At 60.2% G+C, this 25,680-nt stretch carries 27 protein-coding genes; 17 read left to right on the plus strand and 10 right to left on the minus strand.

Translation table 11 applies throughout. The features are described from left to right. The first annotated feature begins 14 nt into the window (after nt 1-14). From iolD to iolB, 3 genes are all read left to right on the plus strand, one after another. Entirely contained in the window at nt 15-1,865 is a 1,851-nt protein-coding gene (gene iolD / locus AB4Z52_RS08975) for a 3D-(3,5/4)-trihydroxycyclohexane-1,2-dione acylhydrolase (decyclizing) (protein ID WP_442217560.1), read from the plus strand. Nucleotides 1,866-1,934: 69 nt separating this feature from the next. Next, complete coding sequence (gene iolE, locus AB4Z52_RS08980; RefSeq protein ID WP_442217561.1) at nt 1,935-2,852, plus strand: myo-inosose-2 dehydratase; 918 nt, start codon at nt 1,935-1,937, stop codon at nt 2,850-2,852. Nucleotides 2,853-3,074: 222 nt separating this feature from the next. Then, nucleotides 3,075-3,872, plus strand: coding sequence for a 5-deoxy-glucuronate isomerase (gene iolB, locus AB4Z52_RS08985; RefSeq protein ID WP_442217562.1), 798 nt, complete (start codon nt 3,075-3,077; stop codon nt 3,870-3,872). A 19-nt stretch (nt 3,873-3,891) separates the two neighbouring features. Here iolB and AB4Z52_RS08990 read toward each other — a convergent pair whose 3' ends face one another. Further along, nucleotides 3,892-4,332: a glyoxalase superfamily protein gene (locus AB4Z52_RS08990; protein WP_442217563.1), complete on the minus strand. Its 441-nt coding sequence runs from the start codon at nt 4,330-4,332 to the stop codon at nt 3,892-3,894. A 350-nt stretch (nt 4,333-4,682) separates the two neighbouring features. Between AB4Z52_RS08990 and AB4Z52_RS08995 the strand changes: the two genes are divergently transcribed. The 3 genes from AB4Z52_RS08995 to AB4Z52_RS09005 all read left to right on the plus strand — a co-directional run bounded on the left by AB4Z52_RS08995 (nt 4,683) and on the right by AB4Z52_RS09005 (nt 6,786). Beyond that, on the plus strand, nt 4,683-5,021 hold the full coding sequence (locus AB4Z52_RS08995) for a hypothetical protein (protein ID WP_442217593.1): 339 nt from the start codon (nt 4,683-4,685) through the stop codon (nt 5,019-5,021). Between the two features lie 161 nt (nt 5,022-5,182). Next, nucleotides 5,183-5,578 carry a PilZ domain-containing protein gene (locus AB4Z52_RS09000; protein WP_442217594.1) on the plus strand — a complete coding sequence of 132 codons (396 nt, stop codon included), beginning with the start codon at nt 5,183-5,185 and terminating at the stop codon, nt 5,576-5,578. A 95-nt stretch (nt 5,579-5,673) separates the two neighbouring features. Then, entirely contained in the window at nt 5,674-6,786 is a 1,113-nt protein-coding gene (locus tag AB4Z52_RS09005) for a pyridoxal phosphate-dependent aminotransferase (protein ID WP_442217564.1), read from the plus strand. 152 nt (nt 6,787-6,938) lie between these two features. Here the strand turns inward: AB4Z52_RS09005 and AB4Z52_RS09010 are convergent, their stop codons facing one another. Both AB4Z52_RS09010 and AB4Z52_RS09015 read right to left on the minus strand, forming a co-directional pair. Further along, on the minus strand, nt 6,939-7,205 hold the full coding sequence (locus AB4Z52_RS09010) for a sel1 repeat family protein (protein ID WP_442217565.1): 267 nt from the start codon (nt 7,203-7,205) through the stop codon (nt 6,939-6,941). A 441-nt stretch (nt 7,206-7,646) separates the two neighbouring features. Then, on the minus strand, nt 7,647-8,345 hold the full coding sequence (locus AB4Z52_RS09015) for a glutathione S-transferase family protein (RefSeq protein WP_442217566.1): 699 nt from the start codon (nt 8,343-8,345) through the stop codon (nt 7,647-7,649). A 174-nt stretch (nt 8,346-8,519) separates the two neighbouring features. Here AB4Z52_RS09015 and AB4Z52_RS09020 point away from each other — a divergent pair, with 174 nt between their 5' ends. Both AB4Z52_RS09020 and AB4Z52_RS09025 read left to right on the plus strand, forming a co-directional pair. Beyond that, nucleotides 8,520-8,690: a hypothetical protein gene (locus tag AB4Z52_RS09020; RefSeq protein WP_442217567.1), complete on the plus strand. Its 171-nt coding sequence runs from the start codon at nt 8,520-8,522 to the stop codon at nt 8,688-8,690. A 121-nt stretch (nt 8,691-8,811) separates the two neighbouring features. Beyond that, nucleotides 8,812-10,314, plus strand: a complete 1,503-nt coding sequence (locus AB4Z52_RS09025) for an AMP nucleosidase (protein ID WP_442217568.1) — start codon at nt 8,812-8,814, stop codon at nt 10,312-10,314. Here the strand turns inward: AB4Z52_RS09025 and AB4Z52_RS09030 are convergent. Next, nucleotides 10,308-10,544 carry a hypothetical protein gene (locus AB4Z52_RS09030; RefSeq protein ID WP_442217569.1) on the minus strand — a complete coding sequence of 79 codons (237 nt, stop codon included), beginning with the start codon at nt 10,542-10,544 and terminating at the stop codon, nt 10,308-10,310. The genes AB4Z52_RS09025 and AB4Z52_RS09030 overlap by 7 nt on opposite strands. A gap of 168 nt (nt 10,545-10,712) precedes the next feature. Between AB4Z52_RS09030 and AB4Z52_RS09035 the strand changes: the two genes are divergently transcribed. From AB4Z52_RS09035 to AB4Z52_RS09045, 3 genes are read left to right on the plus strand one after another with little or no spacing between them, the layout of a single operon-like run. Further along, nucleotides 10,713-11,069, plus strand: a complete 357-nt coding sequence (locus AB4Z52_RS09035; protein ID WP_442217570.1) for a YciI family protein — start codon at nt 10,713-10,715, stop codon at nt 11,067-11,069. A gap of 13 nt (nt 11,070-11,082) precedes the next feature. Continuing rightward, nucleotides 11,083-11,442 (plus strand): YciI family protein, encoded by a 360-nt coding sequence (locus tag AB4Z52_RS09040; RefSeq protein ID WP_442217571.1) that lies wholly within the window; start codon nt 11,083-11,085, stop codon nt 11,440-11,442. Between the two features lie 18 nt (nt 11,443-11,460). After that, nucleotides 11,461-12,684, plus strand: a complete 1,224-nt coding sequence (locus AB4Z52_RS09045; RefSeq protein ID WP_442217572.1) for an RNA polymerase sigma factor — start codon at nt 11,461-11,463, stop codon at nt 12,682-12,684. On the opposite strand, the gene AB4Z52_RS09050 is transcribed toward AB4Z52_RS09045, so the two are convergent. Then, complete coding sequence (locus tag AB4Z52_RS09050) at nt 12,681-13,655, minus strand: lysylphosphatidylglycerol synthase domain-containing protein (protein WP_442217573.1); 975 nt, start codon at nt 13,653-13,655, stop codon at nt 12,681-12,683. The genes AB4Z52_RS09045 and AB4Z52_RS09050 overlap by 4 nt on opposite strands. Before the next feature lie 93 nt (nt 13,656-13,748). Here AB4Z52_RS09050 and AB4Z52_RS09055 point away from each other — a divergent pair, with 93 nt between their 5' ends. After that, entirely contained in the window at nt 13,749-14,768 is a 1,020-nt protein-coding gene (locus AB4Z52_RS09055; RefSeq protein ID WP_442217574.1) for a glycosyltransferase family 2 protein, read from the plus strand. Beyond that, entirely contained in the window at nt 14,761-16,260 is a 1,500-nt protein-coding gene (locus AB4Z52_RS09060) for a glycosyltransferase family 39 protein (RefSeq protein ID WP_442217575.1), read from the plus strand. The genes AB4Z52_RS09055 and AB4Z52_RS09060 overlap by 8 nt, the downstream gene beginning before the upstream one ends. Nucleotides 16,261-16,277: 17 nt before the next feature. Here the strand turns inward: AB4Z52_RS09060 and AB4Z52_RS09065 are convergent, their stop codons facing one another. Continuing rightward, entirely contained in the window at nt 16,278-17,645 is a 1,368-nt protein-coding gene (locus AB4Z52_RS09065; protein ID WP_442217576.1) for an aspartate aminotransferase family protein, read from the minus strand. Nucleotides 17,646-17,664: 19 nt separating this feature from the next. Next, entirely contained in the window at nt 17,665-18,612 is a 948-nt protein-coding gene (locus tag AB4Z52_RS09070; protein WP_442217577.1) for a diacylglycerol/lipid kinase family protein, read from the minus strand. A 338-nt stretch (nt 18,613-18,950) separates the two neighbouring features. Here AB4Z52_RS09070 and AB4Z52_RS09075 point away from each other — a divergent pair, with 338 nt between their 5' ends. Continuing rightward, nucleotides 18,951-20,162: an MFS transporter gene (locus AB4Z52_RS09075; RefSeq protein ID WP_442217595.1), complete on the plus strand. Its 1,212-nt coding sequence runs from the start codon at nt 18,951-18,953 to the stop codon at nt 20,160-20,162. 4 nt (nt 20,163-20,166) lie between these two features. Here the strand turns inward: AB4Z52_RS09075 and AB4Z52_RS09080 are convergent, their stop codons facing one another. Next, on the minus strand, nt 20,167-20,553 hold the full coding sequence (locus AB4Z52_RS09080; protein WP_442217578.1) for a winged helix-turn-helix transcriptional regulator: 387 nt from the start codon (nt 20,551-20,553) through the stop codon (nt 20,167-20,169). A 101-nt stretch (nt 20,554-20,654) separates the two neighbouring features. On the opposite strand from AB4Z52_RS09080, the gene AB4Z52_RS09085 reads away from it, so the two are divergent. Beyond that, nucleotides 20,655-21,668 (plus strand): zinc-binding alcohol dehydrogenase family protein, encoded by a 1,014-nt coding sequence (locus AB4Z52_RS09085; protein WP_442217579.1) that lies wholly within the window; start codon nt 20,655-20,657, stop codon nt 21,666-21,668. 336 nt (nt 21,669-22,004) lie between these two features. Further along, nucleotides 22,005-23,378 (plus strand): magnesium transporter, encoded by a 1,374-nt coding sequence (gene mgtE / locus AB4Z52_RS09090; protein WP_442217580.1) that lies wholly within the window; start codon nt 22,005-22,007, stop codon nt 23,376-23,378. A gap of 58 nt (nt 23,379-23,436) precedes the next feature. Here mgtE and AB4Z52_RS09095 read toward each other — a convergent pair whose 3' ends face one another. Beyond that, on the minus strand, nt 23,437-23,910 hold the full coding sequence (locus AB4Z52_RS09095) for an Lrp/AsnC family transcriptional regulator (protein ID WP_442217581.1): 474 nt from the start codon (nt 23,908-23,910) through the stop codon (nt 23,437-23,439). A gap of 147 nt (nt 23,911-24,057) precedes the next feature. Between AB4Z52_RS09095 and AB4Z52_RS09100 the strand changes: the two genes are divergently transcribed. Next, nucleotides 24,058-24,963: a DMT family transporter gene (locus AB4Z52_RS09100; RefSeq protein ID WP_442217582.1), complete on the plus strand. Its 906-nt coding sequence runs from the start codon at nt 24,058-24,060 to the stop codon at nt 24,961-24,963. A gap of 71 nt (nt 24,964-25,034) precedes the next feature. Here the strand turns inward: AB4Z52_RS09100 and AB4Z52_RS09105 are convergent. Beyond that, nucleotides 25,035-25,680: 4Fe-4S dicluster domain-containing protein (locus tag AB4Z52_RS09105; protein WP_442217583.1), on the minus strand; the 646-nt coding region annotated here is incomplete at its 5' end.

Consider the following 25,680-nt stretch of genomic DNA (forward strand, 5'->3'; position numbering starts at 1 on the left):
TGGGAGGCGCCCCGATGGGCAAGACGATCAGATTGACCATGGCGCAGGCGGTTGCGCATTTCCTCACGAAGCAGATGACCGTGATCGACGGCAAAACCGTGCCGATCTTCGGCGGTGTCTGGGCAATTTTCGGCCACGGCAATGTCGCAGGCATGGGAGAGGCGCTCTACCAGGTGCGCGAAACGCTCCCGACCTTCCGCGCCCACAACGAACAGGGCATGGCGCACGCCGCGATCGCCTATGCCAAGACGAGTTTTCGCCAGCGCTTCATGGCCTGCACGACCTCGATCGGTCCCGGCGCGCTGAACATGGTGACGGCGGCCGGCGTCGCGCATGTCAACCGCATTCCCGTTCTCTTCCTGCCGGGCGACGTCTTTGCCAACCGTGCGCCGGACCCGGTGCTGCAGCAGATCGAGGATTTCGGCGACGGCACAGTGTCGGCCAATGACGCCTTTCGTTCGGTATCGCGCTACTTCGACCGCATCACGCGGCCCGAACAGATTATCACCGCCCTGAAGCGGGCCATGCAGGTCCTGACCGATCCGCTCGATTGCGGTCCCGTGACGCTGGCGCTTTGCCAGGACGTGCAGGCCGAAGCATTCGACTATCCCGAAAACTTCTTCGACGAGCACGTCTGGACCCATCGGCGGCCACAACCGGACGCCGATGAATTGGCCCATGCGATCGCCCTCATCCGCAAGTCGCAGCGGCCGGTCATCATCGCCGGCGGCGGCGTGCTTTACTCGCAGGCGACGAAGGAGCTGACGTCCTTTGCCGAGACCCATGGCATCCCCGTCGTGGTTACGCAGGCGGGGAAATCAGCCATCAACGAAACGCACCCCCTGGCGCTCGGCTCAGTCGGCGTTACGGGCACGTCGGCCGCCAACGCGATTGCCGAGGATACCGATCTCGTGATTGCCGTAGGCACGCGCTGCCAGGACTTCACCACCGGCTCGTGGGCGCTCTTCAAGAACGAGAAGCTCGAAATGATCGGGCTCAATATCGCCGCCTATGACGCGGCCAAGCACGATAGTCATCCGCTGGTGACCGATGCGCGCGAAGGGCTCAAGGCACTGTCTTCGGGACTCTTGGGCTGGCGGGCGCCGACGGTGCTCACTGAGCGGGCGACGCGCGAAAAGAAAGTCTGGATGGAAGCCGCTGCAAAGGCGATGGCGAACACCAATGCCGCCCTGCCCTCCGACGCCCAGGTGATCGGCGCGGTCGCTCGCACGATCGGCGGAGAAAACACCATCGTGCTCTGTGCTGCAGGCGGGCTGCCTGGCGAGCTGCACAAACTCTGGCCGGCGACCGCTCCCGGCAGCTACCACATGGAATATGGTTTCTCGTGCATGGGTTACGAGCTTGCAGGCGGACTTGGAGCCAAGATGGCGCGGCCGGACAAGGACGTCGTCGTCATGGTCGGCGACGGATCCTACATGATGCTGAATTCCGAGATCGCGACCTCCGTCATGCTCGGCCTGAAGCTCAACGTCATCCTCCTCGACAACCGTGGCTACGGATGCATCAACCGGCTGCAAATGGGCACCGGTGGTGCCAACTTCAACAATCTGCTCAAGGACTCCCTGCACGAAGTGATGCCGGAAATCGATTTCCGCGCGCATGCCGAAAGCATGGGGGCAATCGCGGTCAAGGTCGCGTCCATCGCCGAACTGGAGCAGGCAATCGAGGCATCGAGAAAGAACGACCGGACCTCGGTCTTCGTCATCGACACCGACCCGCTGATCACTACCGACGAAGGTGGCCATTGGTGGGATGTCGCCGTTCCCGAGGTCAGCCCGCGCAAACAGGTCAACGAGGCGCATAAGGCTTATATCGCGGCCCGCGCCGCCCAAAGAATCGTCTGATCGATCGCTATCGTCTTTTCGGAAAGAGCGGTCCCCGCTCTTCTTGCAATGCCTTTAAGGAGAATATTGATGAAGGCCAAACTCGGCATGTCGCCCATCGCGTGGTGGAACGATGATCTTCCTGAGCTGAGCGACGATGTATCCCTCGAGGAGTGCCTGCGGCAGTCACGCAGCGCCGGCTTTACCGGTATGGAAAAAGGCCGCCGCTTCCCGGAAGATCCCGAAGTCATGCTGCCCATTCTGCGCACCGCCGATGTGACGCTCTGCGGTGGCTGGTTCTCGGGCACGCTGGTCAACGAGGACATCGCCGCCAACAAGGACCGCATTGCGCCGATGATCGAACTGTTCAAGGCCGTCGATGCGCCCTGCATCGTCTATGGCGAGGTCGGCCGTTCCATCCAGGGCGACCGCTCCAAGCCGCTCGTGACCAAGCCGCGCCTCTCCGACGACGAAATGAAGGCCTATGCGCGCCGCGTCACCGCGTTCGGCGAATGGTGCGCTGAGCAGGGAATGCCGCTTTCCTATCACCATCACATGGCCGCCGTGGTCGAGACCGAGCCGGAACTCGACGCCTTCATGAACAATTCAGGAGTGGGCATTCCGCTGCTGCTCGATGCAGGACACCTGGCCTTTGCGGGCGGCGACGTGCTGCGCGCAATCGACAATCACCACGCCCGCATCAACCACGTGCACGTCAAAGACATTCGCAAGTCCGTGGTGGATGGCCTTGACCGTAGCCGGCAATCCTTTCTCGATGCGGTGGCGCTTGGCGCCTTCACGGTACCCGGCGACGGCTCGCTCGATTTCACCGCCATCGTCCAGCGGCTCGCCGATCACAGTTATGAAGGCTGGTTCGTCGTCGAGGCCGAGCAGGATCCACGCAAGGCGCCGCCGCAGAAAATGGCCGAGATCGGTTATGCCGAACTGATGCGGATCATGACGGCTGCGGGTTATACCGTGGAGACAGAAGGTTTCCCTAAGGGGTGAGAATCGAGCAAGCGCCTTCGTCCTTCGAGGCTTCGGCCGGGCGACCCGCGCACCCAGGCTGAGAGTTCGGCGCTGATCTGCTTGGTCCAGGACCAAGGTTCCTCCGGCCTCATGGTGAGGTGCCGCGCTGCCGGAGCGAAGGCGAAGGCGGCGCCTGAAGATCTGGGCTGAACGGGCCCTTTCCCCCTCAAGGGGAGGGTGAATTCAACAAGGAGACAACCGATGCCGAACCTTAAGGTCAAACCGACTGATACCAACGGCCGCGTCACGCATGTCACCCCCGAAAGCGCGGGGTGGACCTATGTCGGCTTCGACCTTCATCGGCTGAAGCCCGGGCAATCTGCCTCGGGCGAGACCGGCGAGCGCGAAGTTTGCCTTGTGTGGGTCAGCGGCAAGGGAAAAGCCAAGGCGGGCACCAGGGATTTCGGTTCACTTGGCGAGCGCATGAACCCGTTCGACGGTGCGCCGCACGCCCTTTATATACCCGCTGGCTCCGGCTGGACCGTTACCGCGGAGACCGATCTGGAGCTTGGCGTTTGCTCGGCGCCCGGCGGCGGAAATCATGAAGCCCGCGCCATTCCGCCCGGCACGCATCCGCCTGTGACCCGCGGCAAGGGCACGAATGTCCGCCACGTCAACAACATCATGCCGGAAGACGACGGCGCGGCGCATTCGCTGCTGGTGGTCGAGGTAATCACGCCAGGTGGTCACACCTCGTCCTATCCGCCGCACAAGCACGACCAGGACGACCTGCCGAACGAGAGCTTTCTCGAAGAGACCTATTATCACCGTCTCAATCCACCGCAGGGTTTCGCCTTCCAGCGCGTTTATACCGACGACCGGTCGCTAGACGAGGCGATGGCAATCGAGGACGGCGACGTGACGCTGGTGCCGAGGGGCTATCATCCCTGCGCCGCCTGCCACGGCTACGACCTCTATTACCTCAACGTCATGGCCGGCCCCAAGCGCGTGTGGAAATTCCACAATGCCCCCGAACACGAGTGGCTTCTGAGGGCCTGATCGCCGGCGATTGCCAAGGCTAGATGGCAAGCACGAGATGCGGCAGCCCGTTCGACGTCTTTCGAGGCGAGACGCCCTTGGCGTTGACATGCGCCCGGATACGCTGCCGGAACGCCGAAAAGCTGTCGAAGGTGACCACGTCGACCGGCTTGTCGAACTGGACGACGATGTTGTAGAGCTCGCCGCCGGGCAGCATCGTCAATGACAGCACCCTGCCCTCAAACGCCTGATCGAGGTACCGGCCACTAACTTTGTTGCCGACAGCAAAGCTCGGCGCGTCCTTGGGACGTTCGCGAGGCGCACGCGCAGTCAGCGTGTTCCAGTCACGGGCGCCGTGCTGTTGGGCTACGAGCTCGAGAGCGGCACCATGGGCGACAGGCGTTCCGCGATCGGCCATCGCCTGGCGTAGACGCTTGGCCTGCAGTTTCAATTCGTCGATCGTCGGAGGGGACGTCGTCATGACAAAGCCTTTCAGAAGGCATGCTCTCGGACCAGAAACAGGGTGCTCGCGTTGCCTTCAGTCAGCATGCACTGATTGGGCTTCATAAACGACATAAGGACTTCACCAAGAGCTTGGGGCTCGCGAGCGGCAGGTGCCTCGACCGGCCCGTGATATGCGCGATGTGCCAACCATTGTCAAGAACGGCTGATTCTGGCCGGCTCAGACCTCCGAGGTGTCCAATTAAGAGCCGTCTTGCAGCATTTTTGCGCAATTCTTTTGCTTTTAAGCAGTGCTGTTCAACTTTCATCAAGGGTCAAATATTATCCTGTGACCATAACAAAACAGCGGAGGGTATCATGCCCCTTCAGATGCACCTCGATATGCCTCATCCCGAACCGGACCGCGCGCTCGAAGAGTTTGTCGTCGACCGTCCCGGCAGCATCATTTTCGTCGGCCATCATCTCAGCACCGGCACGCAGATCCGCTGCCTGATCAGAACGATCTCGCTTGGCGGCGCGGTTCTCGAAATTGGTGAAGGCGTTGAAATGCCAAACCATTTCTTCCTGGAAATTCTTGGCATCCATGACGAGATCGGTTGCACGCTCGTCAAGCGCGCGGGAAATACCGTCACCATCAGCTTTAACATGCTGATCGATCCGGAATTTCTTCATCACGTCATCCGGCTGAATTTTGAAGCAAGCCAATAGAAGCCGCAACGCTTGCGAGTTGCGGCCTTCACGGTGGCCGAGACGCCGAAAAGTTCATAGTCGTTAGAATTTTAATATTACAATTGACTAAAGGGCAAAGGCTTCGTGCAAGGCTCAGGGTCCATAAGACTGAAATGAAGTTGGTCGTGCAGAGCCGGGGAATGTCGATGCTGAACGCCACGCATCTTGCGAAGGTCAAATCCGAGGTCTACGAGCGACAATACGAGCGCTTCTTCGTCCAGCGTCCGGCACGGCTTGTCGCGGTTCGCCCTTGCCTCACCGGTGTGTCCATGCGCAGCGCCGAGATTATCGACATTTCCCAAGGCGGCGCCAGCTTCCTTGTCGGCACCACGCTTGGCCTGCCGCTTCACTATTATCTCAACATCCTTGGCCTTGCCTATCGTATCGGCTGCGCTGAAGTCTATCGTACCAAGGATAATCGGGTCGGCGTAAAATTCATTAATCTGCTGACGCCGGAAACCCTGCGCCTCGTGGTGCGCGCCGATTTCATGATCGGCAACAAGGAAGCGAATGCCGCGCGCGCTATGCGCAGGTAAAGCATTTTCCGCTTCCATCATCCCTCTTGCACCGGCTCGGCAAGCGCCTATTCTGCGAGCGCTTTCACAACAATAATCCGGGATGAAACGCCAGAATGTCCGCCTTTTCGCGCCTAACGCCGCTGACCAGCGCGCTGCCCTCAACTGTCCCATTTGTCGGCCCAGAAGCCTTGGAACGCCAGCGCGGTCTGACGGTCAAGGCACGCATCGGCGCCAATGAGAACGGCTTTGGTCCGGCGCCCTCCGTCATCGAGGCGATGCGTCGCGAGGCAGGCGATATCTGGAAATACAACGACCCTGAGAATTTCGCATTGAAGCAAGCGCTGGCCGCCCATCTCGGCGTCGAAGCTTCGAATGTTTGCGTGGGCGAAGGCGTCGACGGGCTGCTCGGCCTCATCGTCCGCATGATCGTCGAACCGGGCACGACCGTGGTCACCTCCCATGGCGGCTATCCGACCTTCAATTTTCATGTCGTCGGCTATGGTGGCCGGCTGGTGACGGTGCCCTATGTCGACGATCGCGAAGATATCGACGGGCTGCTCGCGGCGGTAAAACGTGAAGATGCCTCGCTGGTCTATTTCGCCAATCCCGACAATCCAATGGGAAGTTGGTGGGACGCCGAGAAGATCGTCGCCTTCGCCAGGGCATTGCCCGAGACCTGCATGCTGGTGCTCGACGAAGCCTATAGCGAGACCGGCCCGACCGGCTCGACACCTGACATCGCCGCGCTGATCGGTCTGGCGAACGTGTTGCGCACGCGAACCTTCTCGAAGGCCTATGGGCTTGCTGGTGCGCGCGTCGGCTATGTGATCGGGATCGCCGAGACCGTGCAGGCCTTCGACAAGGTCCGAAATCACTTCGGCGCGAACCGTCTCGCCACGGTCGCAGCACTTGCCGCTCTCAAGGACCAAGCCTACCTTGCCGAAGTCGTCGCCAATATTCACGCCGCACGCGACCGCATCGGCATGATCGCCCGTGACAACGGACTGTTGCCGCTCGCCTCGGCCACCAATTTTGTGGCGATAGATTGCGGCCGCGACGATGTCTTTGCGCGGGCTATCGTCGATGGTCTGATCGAGCATGGGGTCTTTATCCGCATGCCCGGCGTTGCCCCGCTGAACCGCTGCATTCGCGTCAGCGTCGGGCCGAAAGCTGATCTCGATCTCTTCGAGGAAGCGCTGCCGAGGGTTCTGAAGGGGCTTTGCTGAACGCAGTAGGCAAAAGCGAGGAACCGCGCCGACCTTGTATCGGTCGGTCGCGGCTCACTTCGTTCGGCATCGGCCCCTTTCCGGAGCTCCAGCCGTTCCCCCTCCTGGCGAGGCGTTATTATTGAATTTGCTGGACCGGGCGCTTTATCGCCTCAGTGTACTGTCATCCATTCGCGGGCCGAGCGAAGGGCAGCCGCAAGCTGCAGCTTGGTGAGCGCCGCGGCAACATCGGCGCGAAGCTCGGCGGCGCGATCGCAGCCCTTGATCGCGGCGATGTTGAGCCACTTATGGGCGGCGATCAGGTCGATGTCGCAACCACGACCGGTTGCGTACATCAGACCCATTTCGCAGAAGGCGTCGGCGTTGTTTTCACCACCCATGGTGGCCATGTCAGAAGTCGTCATTTCAAAGCGTGCCATCGGTTCAATCCCTGTTTCAGCCTGTTTATGCTATCCCTGTCTTCCCTTGGGGTCTTGCCGTCTATCGCGGCTCGTCGGCCCTTCCGGTCGGCGGGTTTGCCCCGCTCGTTTGATGGGTTCACTATCGCAGACGGCTTTCAAAAAGCGCTTAAAATGCATGATTAATTTGACGCAAACAAAGTGCAAACGCTTGGTAAACTTGGGACTTTGTTAAACATCGCATCCCTTGCAAATTAAGGACTTTTGCGCGAGTTTTACGAAAAATTAGGATATGGAATTAAACTCTTCCGTAACCACGAAATCAGCTCGCGATTTGACGAACGGAATTTTTCGCCTGCTGAAAGCGCCGAAAAGGCGCGGTTTTCTGGACTTCAGGACGCATATGAAAAGGCCAGACGGTTTCGCCTGGCCTCGGTCAGACATTGAACTTTCGAGCTGAGATCAGCGGGCGCGCTGGCCAAAGAGGATCTTTTGCGCTTCCTTGTCGGTCGCCAGATTGCTCTTTTCGCGCTCTTCCCGGCCAACGGCCATCCCCTTTTTGACTGCGGGGCGTGCCATTAGCGTATCGAACCAACGCTTGAGGTTCGGGAACTCGGCGAGATCCTGGCCCTGGCGCTCGTAGGAGACAATCCAACCGAGGCTTGCCATATCGGCGATCGAATAATCGCCGGCAAGAAAATCGCGATCGGCCAGGCGCTTGTTCATGACGCCGTAGAGCCGGTTGACCTCATCGGTATAGCGCGTGATGCCGTATTCGATCTTTTCCGGCGCATAATGGCGAAAATGATTTGCCTGTCCCGCCATCGGGCCGAGACCGCCGACTTGCCAGAACAGCCATTCTTCGACCTCCACCCGGGAGCGCTCCGCCGTCGGATAGAATTTAGAGTATTTGCGGCCGAGATATTGCAGGATGGCTCCCGATTCAAAGACCGATATCGGCGCCCCGCCGGGACCGTCCGGATCGATGATCGCCGGCATGCGGTTGTTCGGCGCAATCTTCAGGAAATCCGGCGCAAACTGCTCGCCCTTGCCGATATTGATGTATTTAAACTCGTAGGGAACGCCCAGTTCCTCGAGCATGATGCTGATCTTCCAGCCGTTCGGCGTGGGCCAGTAGTAGAGTTCGATCAGTGCCGCCATGCATGTAACTCCAGGTTCAAGGATCAAAAACATTAGGCAAGCGCGCGCTGCATTCAAGCCCTGGCGCACCTTTGAAGGTGAACGGTGGATGAACCGGTGCCTCAGGGGCCGTTCAGTCGAACCATGTCAAAACTAAGTCTAGGATCGGAGCTGATCCTCTTAGGGAAAACGGACATGGTCATCCTGGCGCGACGCTTCACCATCATTATGCTTTCTGCGACGGTCTTTGCGATCACATTTTCGGCAGCGGTCCAGAATTCCAACTCAAGCGGCGCCCAGTCGCATTTCGGCGCGAGCTTCACTTGCCTGCAATCTTCGAGCAGCTACTGCTCGACAGTCCAGTAAATTACGGCCTTTTGGACCGAAATCGATACCTGCCGATCGAGAATTGCAAAAATTGCGCGAATATCTCGATTTCCTTGATCCTCGTCGTTTGCTTGTCAAAGACAACATTCTATAATGGACCATGAGCAATCGAATCCCTCCTTTACCGCCACTTGACGTCTCGTCACCCGCTCCATTTCAGCCGCAAAGCTTCGATGACCCGGCCCAGGCAGTCGACGCGCTGACCGAACTTTACGAGCGTAACACCGCCTTTCTGATCAACAATTTCGCAGACCTTGCCCAGGGTGCGCCGATTGCCTCACGCTATCGTGCCTTCTACCCGCAGGTAAGCATCGAGACGACCAGCTTCGGGCATATCGATTCGCGGTTGTCCTATGGACATGTGACAGCCCCAGGCGTCTACACCACTACAATTACCCGTCCATCGCTTTTCCGGCATTACCTGAAAGAGCAGCTGGCGCTTTTGATGCGCAGCCACAACGTGCCTGTCATCGTCTCGGAATCAACGACGCCGATCCCCCTGCACTTCGCCTTCGGCGAAGGCGCCCATGTCGAAGCGTCGGCGCCGACTTTTGCCGACATTCCGCTGCGCGATATCTTCGACACTCCGGATCTCAACACGACGGATGACGAGATCGCCAACGGCGAATATATCCCGCCGCCCGGCCAGCCCTCGCCGCTTGCCCCGTTCACGGCGCAGCGCATCGACTATTCGCTTGCGCGGCTTTCGCACTACACCGCGACGAGCGCGTCTCATTTCCAGAACTTCGTACTGTTCACCAACTACCAGTTCTACATCGATGAATTCTGCACATGGGCGCGCGAGGTCATGGCGAATGGCGGCGAGGGCTATAGCGCCTTCGTCGAACCCGGCAACATCGTCACCCTTCCCGGCTCCAGCCAGCCGGAAACCGATGCGACGTTGGCCCGCCTGCCGCAGATGCCGGCCTACCATCTGAAGAAAAAGGGGCATGGTGGCATCACCATGATCAATATCGGTGTTGGCCCTTCGAACGCCAAGACGATTACCGACCACGTTGCCGTGCTGCGCCCGCATGCATGGCTGATGCTCGGCCACTGCGCCGGCCTGCGCAACAGTCAGCGCCTCGGCGACTATGTGCTGGCGCATGCCTACATGCGCGAAGACCACGTGCTCGACGACGATCTGCCGGTATGGGTGCCGATTCCAGCGCTTGCCGAAGTGCAGGTGGCGCTTGAGGCAGCTGTGGCCGAAATCACCGGCTATGAGGGTTTCGAGCTGAAGCGCATCATGCGGACCGGCACGGTCGGCACCATCGACAACCGAAACTGGGAACTGCGCGACCAGGCAGGGCCTGTGAAGCGGCTGAGCCAGGCGCGCGCCATCGCGCTCGACATGGAGTCGGCGACGATCGCCGCCAACGGCTTCCGGTTCCGCGTGCCTTACGGGACCCTGCTCTGCGTTTCTGACAAGCCTCTGCACGGCGAACTGAAGCTGCCGGGCATGGCGACCGCATTCTATCGAACGCAGGTCAACCAGCATCTGAGAATCGGCATCTGCGCTGTCCAGAAGCTGGCCGCCATGCCGCCTGAAAAGCTGCACTCGCGCAAGCTGCGCAGCTTCTTCGAGACGGCCTTTCAGTAAGAGCGGCCCGCCTCTTTGCCCGTGATTTTCGATATGTGATCAGCCGCAACTGTTTGCGGCCGTTCGTGGCTGGCGCCATAGGCCATGTTCAATGACAGGATCAGCAGGGCGAAAGCGGCAAAGGCGATGCCAAGCCGCAGTCCCAACCCGTTAAGATTAGCCGACTGCATCAGCTCCTCTTCCGTCATTTTCGTCGAACGGCCCATCGAGGTCGGATCCGGAATATACATGACTGCCACTCCTCATTCGTGTTGACTGAGGGCTAGTCGAGCGGCGGCGCGAACTTTCGACAGGATGCTCCTCGAATATTTTTTGTCTCGGAGGCATCATGGCTGTCGATTTGCAGGCTGCTCAAACGTCTATGTCTGTGAACAATCAAAGCAGGAGGCGACGCTGCCATGAAATATCTTTGCCAGGTTTGGTTCGACGGCACGAAACTCGAGGCGATGCCAGCTGACGAGAAAAAGAACTTCGATCGGGATTCGCTGGCCTATGATCAGGATCTCGTCGCGCGCGGTCACATGATCACCGCTGAGGCCCTGCAATCGCCAAGCTCGGCTGTCACGGTCAAGGTGCGCAACGGCGAGATCCAGACGACCGACGGGCCGTTTGCCGAAACGAAGGAGTACCTCGGCGGATTCATCCTGATCGAAGCCAAGGACATGAACGAAGCGATCCGCATCGCGGCGGGCATTCCGCTCGCAAGGCTCGGCAGCATCGAGGTACGCCCGATCTATAGTTTCAGCGCCGATTGATGCGGAGGGGACAATGAGATTTCTCTGCCAGGTCTGGTTCGATACCACCGCGATCAACGCCATCTCCGAGAAGGAAGGAGAACAGCTGACGCAGGACTCGATCGTCAATGACGACCGATTGGTGGAGAGCGGACATCTTCTGGTCGCGCAGGCGCTGCGTGCGCCGTCGACCGCAGTGACAGTCCGCGTGCGAAACGGCGACATCTCGGTGACAGACGGCCCGTTTGCCGAACTCAAGGAGCATCTCGGCGGCTTCGTCCTGATCGAGGCGAAGGATATTGCAGAGGCATCCAGGATCGCCGCTACCTTCCCGGTTGCCCGATATGGCGCGATCGAGGTTCGGCCGGCCTATTCGATCAAAGAGGAATGCTGAAGTGGGAAGGCGAGATCCTTGGAAAGCGTGATCGAAGAAATCTACCGAGCACAATCGCGTAGGGTGCTGGCAACGCTGGTCCGCCTGCTTGGCGACTTCGACCGGGCCGAAGAGGCACTCCACGACGCCTTCGCGGCGGCAGCGCGGCAATGGACCACGGAAACCGTCCCGGCCAATCCCTTTGCCTGGCTTGTCTCGGCCGGCCGTTTCAAGGCGATCGACAACCTGCGGCGGCGCGCACGGTTTGATGCTTCGCTGATGGATATCATCGACAGCATGTATCCAGGAAGCGAGATCGGCGAGATGGAAACCATCGAAGACGACATGCTCCGGCTGATCTTTACCTGCTGCCATCCGGTAATCCCGGTTGAAGCACAGGTCGCGATGGCGCTCAGGGAGGTCTGCGGATTGACCACGGAGGAAATCGCCCGCGCCTTCCTAGTCTCGACGCCGACCATCGCCCAGCGCATCGTCAGGGCCAAGAACCGCATCCGCACAGCCGGCGTTCCCTACGAGGTGCCGGACGAGGCAGAGCTGCCCGAGCGGCTGCAACAGGTATTGCAGGTGATTTACTTGGTCTTCAACGAGGGATATTCGGCCTCGTCGGGTCCCGCCGTAGTGCGCACCGATCTATCGGCGGAGGCCATTCGCCTCGGCCGGCTGCTGACCGGCTTGCTGCCGCATCGGGAGGCGATTGGGCTCCTGGCACTGATGCTTCTGCAGGATTCGCGGCGCCTGGCCCGCATCGATGCTTCTGGCGATCTGATACTGCTTGGCGATCAGGACCGGACCCGTTGGGATCGCGAGGAGATTGTCGAAGGCCTTGCACTGGTCGATTCGATCGATGCAAGCGAGACGGGCGGACGCTTCGCATTGCAGGCGGCCATTGCCGCCGAGCACGGATGCGCCGAACAGGCAGAAGCGACGAACTGGCAGCGCATCGCCTCGTTGTACGATCGGCTTCTCGACGTGCAGCCTTCCCCCATCGTCGAGCTCAACCGGGCCGTTGCCATCTCCATGTGCTATGGGCCGCTCGTCGGCCTTTCGGCGGTCGACACCGTTTTGAAGCGGAGCCAGCTTGCGGAATACCACCTGGCACATGCAGCCCGCGCCGATTTTCTCCGCCAGCTCCATCGCGTCGACGAGGCGCGGCAGGCTTACGAAACGGCGCTTGCGCTATGTCAGCAAGCGCCGGAACAGGCATTCTTGCGCAAGAGGCTCACGGAGCTGAGCCACAGTTAGCTTTGCCCTGGATCACGTGCGCCTTTCGAGATCAACAAGCCGAGTGCTGTGCCGATCAGGGCCGAGACGACAATCAGGAGGTGGCCATTGACGCTTGCTTGCGCAAGCGTGATCAAGGCGGCCTTGCCGTCCGATGCACCGAAGGCAAGCGCGCCGGCGGTGATCCCCGCCGGGTAGGTGCCGACGCCACCGGGCGCGTGCACCGGCAGCACCGAGGAGAGTTCGCCGCCGAGCGCGCCGCCGAAGCTTGCGACCAGCGGAGCAACGTTCATCAGACCGAGCGCCCAGGCGAGAACCAGCACCTTTACTAGCCAGTTGACGACGGTGGCGAACCACGCGCGGGCAAATGCGCCGGCATTGGCGGGCATGCCGCGCTCGATCTCGTGCACCAGCGACTGCGCCCTCTTCGGCAACGCCCGCGCCGCAAACCGGATCAGCGCGCGGCGCGCGGCAAAGGCGCCGACGGGCAGCAGCAGGAACAACAGCCAGAAGGCCCAGGCAATGAGGCGATAGGGAGAGGCGATCGCAAGGCCGATGCCGGCGGCGGCGAGCAAGGCGTGCAGATCAAGGAGGCGCATCACGAAAAGGGCGGATGTGCCGCGCGCCAGCGGAATGCCGAATTCCGTGCGCATCAACAGCGGAAAACTGGTCTCGCCGGTGCGGAACGGCATCATGATGTTGAGCAGATTGTGGATTTGGGTCACCCGAAAAAGGGTGGCGAAACGCGCCGACGTCTCGTGGGGGAAGTAGTCGTAGATGCGCCACGCACGCAGGAAATATGTGCCCGTCAGCAGGGCCAGCGCGATGACGATGGGCCAGATACCCACTTCGGCCCATTGTGCAAGGATCGTCGGCCAGCCCCAGAACCATTGAATGAAGACCGCGTAGGCGACGACCACAGCAAGCGTCAGCACCATCATGCGGTTGCGAATAAACCAGGTGTCGCAGCTGGCAACCGTCGGAGTCTTCATGTAGTTAAGCATCCACTATGAGTTTTGGCTGAAGATTGGACATGCGCTCGTTTCGTCCGACCGATCACAGGGGCCTTTTAGGAGAGTTAAGAGTTGCAGACAACGATAGAGTCAATTCGCCCGCTGACCGAAACGGCAAGCGCGATCGAACTTTCGCTCGTTGTGCCAATTTTCAACGAGGAGGAGAGCGTCGGCCCGCTGGTCGAACGCATTTCTTCGGCCATGGCCGGCTTCATCAAGCCCTGGGAGCTTATCCTCATAGACGACGGCAGCACGGACGCGACACTGGTGAACGCCCGTCAATATCTCCGGCAGGACGGTCTGGTGCTTCGCATCATCGAGCTTCAGAGAAACTTCGGCCAGACCGCCGCAATGCAAGCCGGGATAGACGCGGCAGGCGGCCGGCTGATTGCCACCATGGATGGCGACCTGCAAAACGATCCGAAGGATATTCCAGCAATGGTCGCCGAATTGGAACGGCGCGATCTCGACCTGCTCGTAGGCTGGCGGAAGGACCGGCAGGATGGCCTGCTGCTGCGCAAGATTCCATCCTGGTGCGCAAATTCGCTTATCGGCCGCATGACAGGCGTCAAGCTCCACGACTATGGCTGCAGCCTGAAGATCTACCGGGCGTCCATCATCAAGCAGGTCAAGCTGATGGGTGAAATGCACCGCTTCATCCCCGCCTGGGTGGCCGGAGTCGTGCCAAGCTCGCGCATCGGCGAAATCGTCGTGACGCACCACGCCCGCCTGCATGGCACCTCGAAATATGGGATATCACGGACATTCCGCGTCATCCTCGATTTGCTCTCGGTGATGTTCTTCATGCGCTATAGGGCGCGGCCGGGCCATTTCTTCGGCTCGCTCGGACTCGGACTCGGCTCGCTGGCGATGCTGATCCTGATCTACCTCTTCTTCGACAAATTCGTCATGGGAAATGACATCGGCACGAGGCCGATGCTGATGGTCGGGGTCGTGCTGCTGCTTTCCTCCGTGCAGCTGATCACCACCGGCATCCTCGCAGAAATGATCGCGCGGACCTATTATCGCGACGACGCATCTCCAAACTATGTAGTGCGCCACATCTTCGGCGGAGAGGATGAGGATGCATAAGCTTCTGATCCGCAAGCCGGATTCAGTCGTTCTACTCGTCGCCGCCTACTTCATAGTCGAATTCCTGGTGCGACTGGCGATCCCGCACAGCTTGCGTTACGACGAATCCCAGCAGGTCTTCTTCTCCCAGTGGCTGGAACTTGGATATGACTCACAGCCGCCGCTCTATAACTGGTTTCAGACCCTGACGATCTCAACCTTCGGGCTTTCGCTTGCGGCTGTCGCGATCGTCAAGAACCTGATGCTGTTCCTGGTCTATGCGAGTTACTACTGGCTGGCGCGGCAAGTTCTCAACGACAAGGTTTTCGCCGTCATCGCGACGTTGTCGCTTCTGACCATCCCCCAGCTTTTCTGGGAGGCGCAACGGGACCTGACGCATAGCGTTGCCCAACTCCTGACGATCAATCTCTTCCTTTGCTGCGCCGTCCGCACGCTGAAATCACCTAGCACCGCATCCTATCTGCTGACCGGAATTGCGCTTGGCCTCGGCCTGCTGTCGAAATATAATTTCGTACTGCTGCCGGCGGCGACCATCGTTGCCGTCTGGTTTCATCCTGAAGGCCGTGCACGGCTTTTCGACAAGCGCTTCCTGCTGACGGTCGTTGTCGCGTTGCTGATCTTTCTGCCGCATGGGCTTTGGCTCGCCCATCACTTCGCGGTCGCCTCGGGCCGAACGCTCGGGATCATGGAGCAGAATGCGCCCGAAAGCGAATTGGCACGGCTGATCAGGGGACCGTTGGTGTTCCTGAAGCTGATCGCGATCATTTCGGCACCGACAGTGCTCGTCTTTGCGATTGTCTTTGGCAAGGAATTTTTCCGAAGCCTGCGGGCGTCCAGTCAATGGACGCGCTTCTTTGAAACCATCTTCATCGTCGTTGCGGCCCTGGTGCTTGTGCTGATCCTCGCCATTGGCATGACGGCGCTGCGTGACCGCTGGCTGCTGCCCTTCCTGTTTCTCGTGCCGATCTATCTCTGCCTGAAGATGGAAGCCGCAGGCGTGCGCAGCGAAGATTTCGCCAGACGCTTCCTCTATATTCCGCTGGCGATGATGCTTCTGATACCGGCGATCCTTTTCAGCCGCGTCACCTTTCCGATCCTGCTCGGTGGCTACTACGAGGCCTACCACGTCCCTTATGCCAGCTTCGTCAACCAGATCGTCACCGCCGAAGGCAAACGGCCGGGGCTGGTGGTGACCGACGACTGGCCGCCAGCTGGAAACCTTCGGATGCAGCTACCCGATGTGCCCGTGATGTCGATGTTTTTCGGTCATTTGAGCCTGCCCTATAGCTGGTCGAGCGAACGGCCCATTCTTGTCGTCTGGTTGCCGAAAAGGACCGGAGAAGCCCTGCCCTCGATGCTTGGTGACTGGCTGCGCGACAATCTCGGTCCGCAATATGCGGCACCTGACATTAAGAAAACCGACGTCGGCTATCTCAGGGGCAAGGATGGCGATGCCTACAGCTTCGCCTATTCATGGATATATCCGAAATAGGCACCCCGCACTGCCCGTTACGGTTTCATTTCGCTCCACACCGCATCAAGCGCTTCGCTCGTGATGCGAACCATCGTGTCGACCTCTTCGTAGCTGATGATCAGGGGCGGCGAGGCGAGCATGCGGTCGGCGGTGGCGCGGAGCACGAGGCCGTTTGCGAGCGCATGATTTCGAACCGCCGAGCCGACGGCATCGGGCTTTTCAAATCGGCGCCGGGTCGTCTTGTCGGCGGCCAGCTGCAGCGCGCCCATCAAGCCGACGCTTACCGCTTCGCCTACCATATCGTGATCGGCAAGGCTGCCCCAGGCGGCCGCGAAATAGGGGCCGATTTCGTTATGCACCCGTGTCACCAGCCGCTCCTCCTCGATGATCCGCAGATTTTCGAGCGCCGCGGCAGCGCAGACGGGATGGCCGGAGTAGGTAAATCCGTGGTTGAATTCGCCGACCTCGTTGATGAGCACATCGGCGATGCGGTCGCTGACGAGAACGCCGCCGATCGGCAAGTAGCCCGACGAAAGTCCCTTGGCAATCGGCGCCAGGTCCGGCTCGACGCCGAAATGTTGATAGCCGAACCATGAGCCAAGGCGGCCGAAACCGCAGATGACCTCGTCCGACACCAGCAGGATGTTGCGCGCCTTGCAAATCCGGGCGATCTCAGGCCAATAGGGCGCGGGCGGAACGATGACACCACCGGCGCCCTGGATCGGCTCGGCGACGAAGGCGGCGACGTTTTCCTCGCCAAGTTCCTTAATCTTCTCTTCCAACTCGCGGGCCACCTTGAGGCCGAACTCGTCCGGAGACAGGTTGCCCCCTTCGGCATACCAATAGGGCTCGCCGATGTGGACGATGCCTGGTATCGGCAGATCACCCTGCTCGTGCATGTATTTCATGCCGCCCATGCTGGCGCCGGCGAGGGTGGAGCCGTGATAGCCATTCTTGCGGGCAATCACGATTTTCTTCGATGGCTGGCCTATCGCGCTCCAATAGACACGCGCCATACGCAACCATGTGTCGTTGGCCTCAGAGCCGGAATTGGTGAAGAAGATGTGGTTGAGGTTCGGCCCTGCATGACTGCACACCTTCTGCGCAAGCAGCGTCGCCGGTGTCGTCGTCGTGCCGAAAAAAGTGTTGTAGTACGGCAGTTCGTTCATCTGCCGCGCCACGGCCTCGGCCATCTCCGTCCTGCCATAGCCGATATTGACGCACCAGAGACCGGCGAAACCGTCGAGATATTTCCGGCCGTGATCGTCGAAAATGTAGACGCCTTCGCCACGCTGGATGACCCGCGCTCCCTCGGCGTTGAGCTTGTTCATATTCGCGAATGGATGCAGGTGGTGGGCAGCGTCAATTGCTGCGAGATTGGACAGGTTGGATGCGTCGGGCATTGGTGGCAATATTCCTTGGTCAGACGGCGGCAGTCTCGACAACCCCGTTCGCAGCGACATCGCGCGCGGCACTCTTTTGTACCATCACCTTTAGCTCGCCGGAGTGTAGTTTCAGGAAGACATCCTTGGATAGTGGCATCAATTCGCCGTCGATGACACAGTTCGCCTTTGGTCCTTTGTTGGGAAAATGCAGATGAAGCTCCTGGGCGTGCATCACCATGACGTCGGCATTCTCGCGAAAGCGTCCGCGAAACATGTCGAAGGCCAGCCGGACGATGCCGAGAGGCTTCATTGGCTTTGCCACATAAAAGCCAAGCGTGCCCGTCGTCAGGTCTTCGGCATAGAAGAGTGCGGTCCCGCTGAAAGGGTTGTTTGAGACCGATATCGCCGAAACGCAGCGCCGCTCGCGCTTGCCGTCCAACTCGAACTGGACATCGAATTCCGGTGGGTTGAACAGCACACCCAAGGCTGCGCGCGTGCTCGCCGACATTTTACCGATACGGGAGCGGTAGGTGTAGGAATTGCGATAGCGCACCAGGCGTGCATGCATGCCGGCGGAAAACAGATGAACGAACGGTCGGTCATTGGCGGTGGCGATGTCGACGGCTTCGACCTCGCCGTTCGCAATCACCTCCAAAGCCTGCCAGATGTCGAGCGGCAACCGCAGGGACCGGGCAAAGAGGTTCATCGTGCCGGCCGGGATGACGCCAAGCGGTATGCCGTTTCTCCAGGCAACCGAGGCAGCGGCCGATATGGTGCCGTCGCCGCCGCCGGCAACAATGCCGTCGATGTCGTCACGCCGGGCGGCTCGCTCCATCGCCGGGACGATCTCGCGGCCTGAAACGACCATGGCCTGAAACTCGTGCCCCGCCTCGCGGAATACCTCCTCGGCGCGCTGCTGGTAAGCGGCCATGTCGGTAGTTCGGAACGTGCCGCCGTCACGATTGAAAAAGCCAATAAGCCTCATAGAGGACCCCACCTTCCTCATTTCGATAACTTGTTCGGCAGTTTCCTCGCCTCCCCACAAGCATCGGGAAAGGATGGGTCAATCCAGCAGCTATTTCAAGGCGACCCTCGATTTTCGATGATTGTTGCTTTCGCGACCTATGCAGGAAGCGTGATGCTGCACTGCAAAATGCGCACGCGACAGCTGTCGCCTATTGACTGATAAATTGCATATTCGGCGCCTCGCGCCTTCCCCGCCATTTCCCCGGATATGTGTCCGATGTAGGCGTCCTGGCAAAGCCGGTTGCTGCTTCGAACCGCCCGCACCATGCCCGCTGCCAAGGAGCTCTCGTGAGCGATATCGCTATCGACGTCCTCGACCAGGAGACCGTTGCCCAAGCCCCGACCCGCGGCGCAATTGCACTCGTCACATTGGCGCTTGCAGTCGGCAGCTTTGGCATCGGAACGGGCGAATTCGTGATCATGGGATTGCTGCCCGATGTCGCCAGGACCTTCGACGTTTCGACGCCTGAGGCGGGCCATGTCATCAGCGCCTATGCGCTCGGTGTCGTCGTCGGTGCGCCCGTCATCGCCGTGCTCGCGGCCAAGATGGCGCGGCGCACATTGCTGCTTTTGATGATGACGATCTTCACGCTCGGCAATGTCATGAGCGCGATGGCGCCGACTTTCGAAAGCTTCACGGCGCTGCGCTTCATCACCGGCCTGCCGCATGGCGCCTTCTTCGGCGTGGCTGCACTCGTTGCTGCGTCGATGGTGCCGATGAACCGGCGTGTGCGCGCGGTCGGCCAGGTGATGCTGGGACTGACGATTGCCACCCTCGTCGGTACGCCGATCGCAACATTGCTCGGCCAGCTGCTGGATTGGCGCGCGGCCTTCATGATGGTCGGCGCCGTCGGGGCGCTAACAGTGGTGCTGATCGCGATGTTTCTACCGAAGGACAAGGTGTCCGAAGGTGCCGGCATCATGCGTGAGCTCGGTGCTTTGAAGCGCATACAGGTCTGGCTGACGCTTGCCATTGCCGCTGTCGGCTTCGGCGGCATGTTCTCGATCTTCACCTATATCGCCTCGACGACCACCGATGTCGCCGGCATGTCGACGGCGATGATCCCCGTTGTCCTGGCCCTGTTCGGGATCGGTATGAATGTCGGCAACGTGGTCGGCTCCCGGCTTGCCGATATCTCGCTCACCGGCACCATCGGCGGCATGCTGGCGTTCAATGTGGTAATCATGACGGTCTTCTCGCTGACGGCGACAAACCCTGTCATGCTGTGCATCTGCGTCTTCCTGATCGGCTGCGGTTTTGCAGCCTGCCCTGCGGTCCAGACGAGGCTGATGGACGTGGCGGCCGACGCGCAGACCTTGGCTGCCGCTTCCAACCATTCCGCCTTCAATGTTGCCAACGCGCTCGGCGCCTGGCTCGGCGGCCTTGCCATCGCCTGGGGCTATACGGCCGGATCGACCGGTTATGTCGGCGCCGTGCTTTCCGCTGGCGGCCTTGTTGTCTTTGCGATTTCGATGATGCTGGAGCGCCGCGGCCGGATCACGATCTAGAAGGCTAAACCATTTCCACTGCTGCGGCGGCCGAACCGACCACCATCTTGCCCGAGTGGCAAAACACATTGTCTTCGCCCCACTCCGCAAGAGCGCGGATGACCGGCTCGAGCGTCGCTCCGAGTGGCGTCAGCGCATAGTCTACCCGCGGCGGGACGACGGCAAAAACGGTCCGGGAAACGAGGCCGCAGGTCTCGAGCTCGCGAAGTTGCTTCGTCAACATGCGCTGGGTCACTGCCGGCAGCCGGCGCCGCAACTCGTTGAAGCGTAACGTTCCGGCCATGAGGTGGAACAGGATGACGCCCTTCCATTTCCCATCCAGAAAACTCAGCGTGGCCTCAACCGGGCAGCCAGGAAAATTCTTGGTGAGCTTGGCGCGAGGCAGCGACATGGATGGTATCCTTTTCGGTACTATATACAAAAAATGTGCGTTCTTGCGTTCCGGACAGGTAATGCGCATCTAGCCTCTGTGCAACAACATCGGAGCTTCCCATGCGTGCAGTCGCCTACAAGAACCCTCAGCCGATCTCGGCCGACACCTCGCTGATCGACATCGAGTTGCCCACCCCGGTTGCCTCCGGCCGCGACCTCCTGGTCGAGGTCAAGGCCGTTTCCGTCAATCCGGTGGACACCAAGGTGCGCGCTGGCGTCGCGCCGGAACCGGGGCAATTCAAGATTATCGGCTGGGATGCGGCCGGGATCGTCAAGGCTGTCGGCGCCGATGTCTCGATGTTCAAGCCCGGCGACGAAGTCTATTATGCCGGCGCCATCAATCGAGACGGTTCAAATGCGGAATTCCAGCTCGTCGATGAACGCATCGTCGGCGCCAAGCCGAAGAGCCTCGATTTCGCCGCAGCAGCAGCGTTGCCGCTGACCTCGATCACAGCCTATGAGGTGCTGTTCGACCGGCTGCGGGTTCAGCAACCGGTTGCCGGCGTTGCCAATGCCATCCTCGTCATCGGCGGTGCCGGCGGCGTCGGATCGATCGCCATCCAGCTTGCCCGCGCCTTGACCGACCTCACTGTCATCGCCACCGCCTCGCGGCCGGAGACGAGTGAATGGGTCAGGCAACTCGGTGCCCATCACGTCGTCGACCATTCAAAGCCGCTTGCCGCGCAGGTCCAGGCGCTTGGCCTTGGAGCGCCAGCCTTCATATTTTCGACGACCAACACGTCGGATCATATCGCCGACATCGCGGAAATCATCGCGCCGCAAGGTCGCTTCGCATTGATCGACGACCCGAAGACGCTCGACGTAAAGCCGTTCAAGCGCAAGTCAGTATCAACCCATTGGGAGCTGATGTTTACACGGCCGCTCTTCGAAACTGCCGACATGATCGAACAGCGCAAGCTCCTGAGCAAGGTGGCGGAGCTTGTCGATGCCGGCAAGATCCGCACGACGCTGACAGAGACCGTCGGCGCGATCAACGCTGCCAATCTCAAGAAGGCGCATGCGCTCGTCGAAAGCGGGAAGATGAAGGGCAAGGTCGTTCTGTCAGGTTTCTGATTGCGAGAATGGCCGGGTGGAACGCTCTCCCGGCCATCTGCCCATCGCCGACAAATCCAGATCTGGCGGGTCATATACTCCGTTAGCCACCGAACGGAATAAGACCTGCGGCATTGTGGCATTAACCCTATATGCCACTTGACTTTTTCGCGCTTTGGAGCGATCTGTCGCGATGTGAAAGCAACGCGCTTCCATGCCGATCAACCGGAGTCATCTTACGATGCCTAGCGACAGTAGTAGTCGATTGCCTTTGCCGTCAGCGGCGTTCGTGCAGTAACCGATTCCTGTCGGCTCGCCACGATCCCCGCGACGGCGGATCGACGGAAAGGCGAGCAAATGTACATCAACAGCTTACCCATGCGGGCTGGCCATGCTGCCCTCAATCTCATCAACGAGGGCCGCGGAATAACCACCGCCGAGCGGGTCGAACGCCTGAACGCGCTCGATATCGAAGAGGCCGCACCCGCTATTGCCGCGCTTCCGCTTCAGAAGGCCGTGCATGTTCTCAGCCGGCCTGAGCTGCACAATGCAGCGGCCATCCTTGCCCGAATCCCACCCGAGCATGCCGCAAAGCTGCTGAATGCCACCGCCAACGACCGGGTCGCCGACATTTTCCTCGAGATGGATGATGATGTCAGGGAGCATCTGGTCGGGCTGCTCGACAACGCCACCCGCCTCGCCATCCAGCACCTCATGGGCTATCCGCCACGGACGGCGGGCGGCATCATGACAACCGAATTCGTCAGCGTGCCGGACACCTGGACGGTCGCACAGACGCTCGACCACGTTCGCCAGGTCGAGCGCTCGCGCGAAACGGTCTACGCCATCTACGTGCTCGACAGCGTGACGCATGCGCTGACCCATGTCGTGACCCTGCGACGGCTGATCAATGGGGCGAACGACGCATCCATCCTGTCGGTGGCGCAACTCGGCGAGCCGGTGACGGCGCGTCCGCTGATGAAGCAGGAGGATGTCGCAAGGCTTATCCGCAAGCACAATCTGCTGGCTTTGCCCGTCGTCCAGGATGACGGGCGGATGCTTGGCATCGTCACGGTCGACGACGTCATCGACACGATGATTGCGGATACGACGGAAGACGCCCAGAAATTCGGCGGCATGGAAGCCCTCGGCAAGCCCTATATGCTGATCGGTTTTGGCGGCATGATCCGCAAGCGCGCCGGGTGGCTGGCCGCACTTTTCCTCGGTGAAATGCTGACGGCGAGCGCCATGCAGCACTTCGAGGGAGAGCTTGAAAAGGCTGTCGTGCTGACGCTGTTCATTCCGCTGATCATGAGCTCGGGCGGCAATTCCGGCTCCCAGGCGACGTCGCTGATCATCCGGGCGCTGGCGCTCGGCGAACTGAAGCTTTCCGACTGGTGGCGGGTGCTGTTGCGCGAACTGCCGACCGGTATCGTGCTTGGCGCAATCCTCGGCATGGTTGGCTTTGCCCGCGTCGTGCTCTGGCAGACCATTGGCCTTTACGACTATGGTCCGCATTGGCAACTCGTTGGGCTGACCGTTTTTGCCGCGCTGATCGGCATCGTCACCTTCGGCTCCATGGCCGGCTCGATGCTGCCGTTCATATTGCAAAAGCTGCGCCTCGATCCGGCCAGCGCCTCGGCCCCCTTTGTCGCGACGCTCGTCGATGTGACCGGACTGGTGATCTATTTCAGCGTTGCGCTCGCCATTCTCAGCGGCACGCTTCTTTGATCGCATAGAGAAATCGAACTTTGGAAGGGGCCGGAAACGGCCCCTTTCGAATACAGCCTCACTTCGGCTCCGGCAATTTCAGCCTTCCACCCGTTTTCATCGTACGAATTGCGAAATTCGAGCGGATATCGGTTACCTCGGGCAATGTCAGCAGGGTCTCCGTCAACAGCCGCTCGTAGGCGGACAGATCCTCCACTACCACCTCCGCCAGGAAGTCGGCTGTTCCCGAAATCAGGAAGCAAGATACGATCTCCGGGATCGCCAGAAGCGCCTTCTGCTGCGCCTCCGAATTTTCGCGGCTGTGGTGCCCGACCTTCAACTCCACGAAGACGGTGAGGCCGAGCCCCACCTCCTTGCGATCGATGTCGGCGCGATAGCCGCGCAGGACGCCTGACTTTTCCAGGTTGCGGATGCGACGCAGGCAGGGAGACGGCGAGAGGTTCACCTTCTCGGCGATCTCGACATTGGTGGCGCGGGCATCCTCCTGCAGGCATCTCAGAATGGCGATATCGAATTTATCAAGATTTGGCATATCGACGATCTTCTTCGATAAAAATTGGCGGAATATTGCTCATATCATGGTTTCAGCGCCACATATAGCAAGGACATGCCCCTGACTTCAGCGGTATCCTTCTTTTCGAACGGACATTGGTCCGCGGGATCAGGAAAGGACACTGCCATGACCGCCTTGACCTTCTCATCAGTCAAACAACCATCGGCAGCCTTCGGCTATGCCGGCGCTGTCGTCACCGTATTGATCTGGGCCAATTGGATCCTCGCGACCCGCCACACTGCGGAGACTGAGATGAGCACGATCGATCTCGGCCTGATACGCTATGGCATCCCGGCACTTGTGCTGTCGCCCGTCTGGCTGAAAGCGGGCCTTCTGCCGAAGGGCGTGCCGCTTAAGCTTGTGGCGCTGATGGTTTGCGGCGCGGGCGCCTTGTTCTTCCAGCTCACCACATTTGCGATCCACTCGATCCCGGCAGCCTCCGCCGGTATCCTGCTCGGCGGATCGATGCCGCTTGCCGCTGCCCTGATCGGCATCACGCTTTTCCGCGAGCGGCCGGATGCTATGCGCCTTCTTGGTCTTGCCGGTATCGTTGCCGGGGTGGCGATCCTGCTGGTTCGCAGTCTGTCAGGCAGCGATGTCTCCTGGATGAGTTTCGCACTGCTGCCGATGGGCGCCATTCTCTGGGCAAGCTACACCCACGCCTTCCGCCGCTCCGGCCTGAGCGCGATTCAGGCAAGCGCCCTGATCGCCATCTGGTCGTTTCTCATCCACCTCGCGCTGGCCGCAATCTTCGGAAGTTCGCTTGCAAGCATCCCGCTTCCGGAAATCGGACTGCAAGTCGTAAGCCAGGGCATCCTCTCCGGCCTTGCCGCCACCGTCGCCTACGGCATCGCCGTGCAAGCACTCGGCGGCAGCCAAGCAGCAGCTTTCACGGCGATCACGCCGGTTCTTGCCACACTCGGCGGCGGCGCGCTGCTGGGAGAAACGATCGGGATTGCCGAAATCGCCGCAGCAGTCATCACCGGCATGGGGGTCGCGCTGTCGACTGGGGTGATGTCGCGGAAAAGATGATTTCTTAGCGAATACAAATGGCGCGGCAGGGGTTGAACGAGGCAACCTCTGCCGCTCACCCTTTTTCAACCTCACATATTCGGATAAACCGGCCCCTCGCCGCCCTGTGGCGGCACCCAATTGATGTTCTGGTTGGGGTCCTTGATGTCGCAGGTCTTGCAGTGGACGCAGTTCTGGGCGTTGATGACGAAGGTCTCCTCGCCGTTCTTCTCGACCCATTCATAGACGCCGGCCGGACAGTAGCGGGTCGACGGGCCGGCATAGATGTCGTGCTCGGAAGACTTCTGCAGCGCCATGTCCTTGACCTGAAGATGAACCGGCTCGTTTTCCTCGTGGTTGGTGTTTGACAGGAACACCGAGGAGAGACGATCGAAGGTCAAGACGCCGTCCGGGCGGGGATAATCGATGCGTCTGTGCATCGATGCCGGCTCCAGCGAGGCGGCGTCGGTCTTGCCGTGCCTTAGCGTGCCAAAGAAAGAAAATCCGAGCAGCGTGTTGGTCCACATGTCGAGCCCGCCGAGCGCCACGCCGATCGCCGTGCCGAACTTCGACCAGAGCGGCTTGACGTTGCGCACGCGCTTCAGATCCTTGCCGATATCGGTGGCGCGCCATTCGTTCTCGATTTCGACGACCTCGTCATTGGCTCGACCGGCAGCGATCGCCGCGGCGATCTTGTCGGCGGCGAGCATTCCCGACAGTACGGCGTTGTGCGAACCC

Origin of the sequence: Rhizobium sp. 2YAF20 (genome assembly GCF_052114685.1) — a bacterium.
In the GTDB taxonomy this organism is placed as follows: Bacteria; Pseudomonadota; Alphaproteobacteria; order Rhizobiales; family Rhizobiaceae; genus Rhizobium.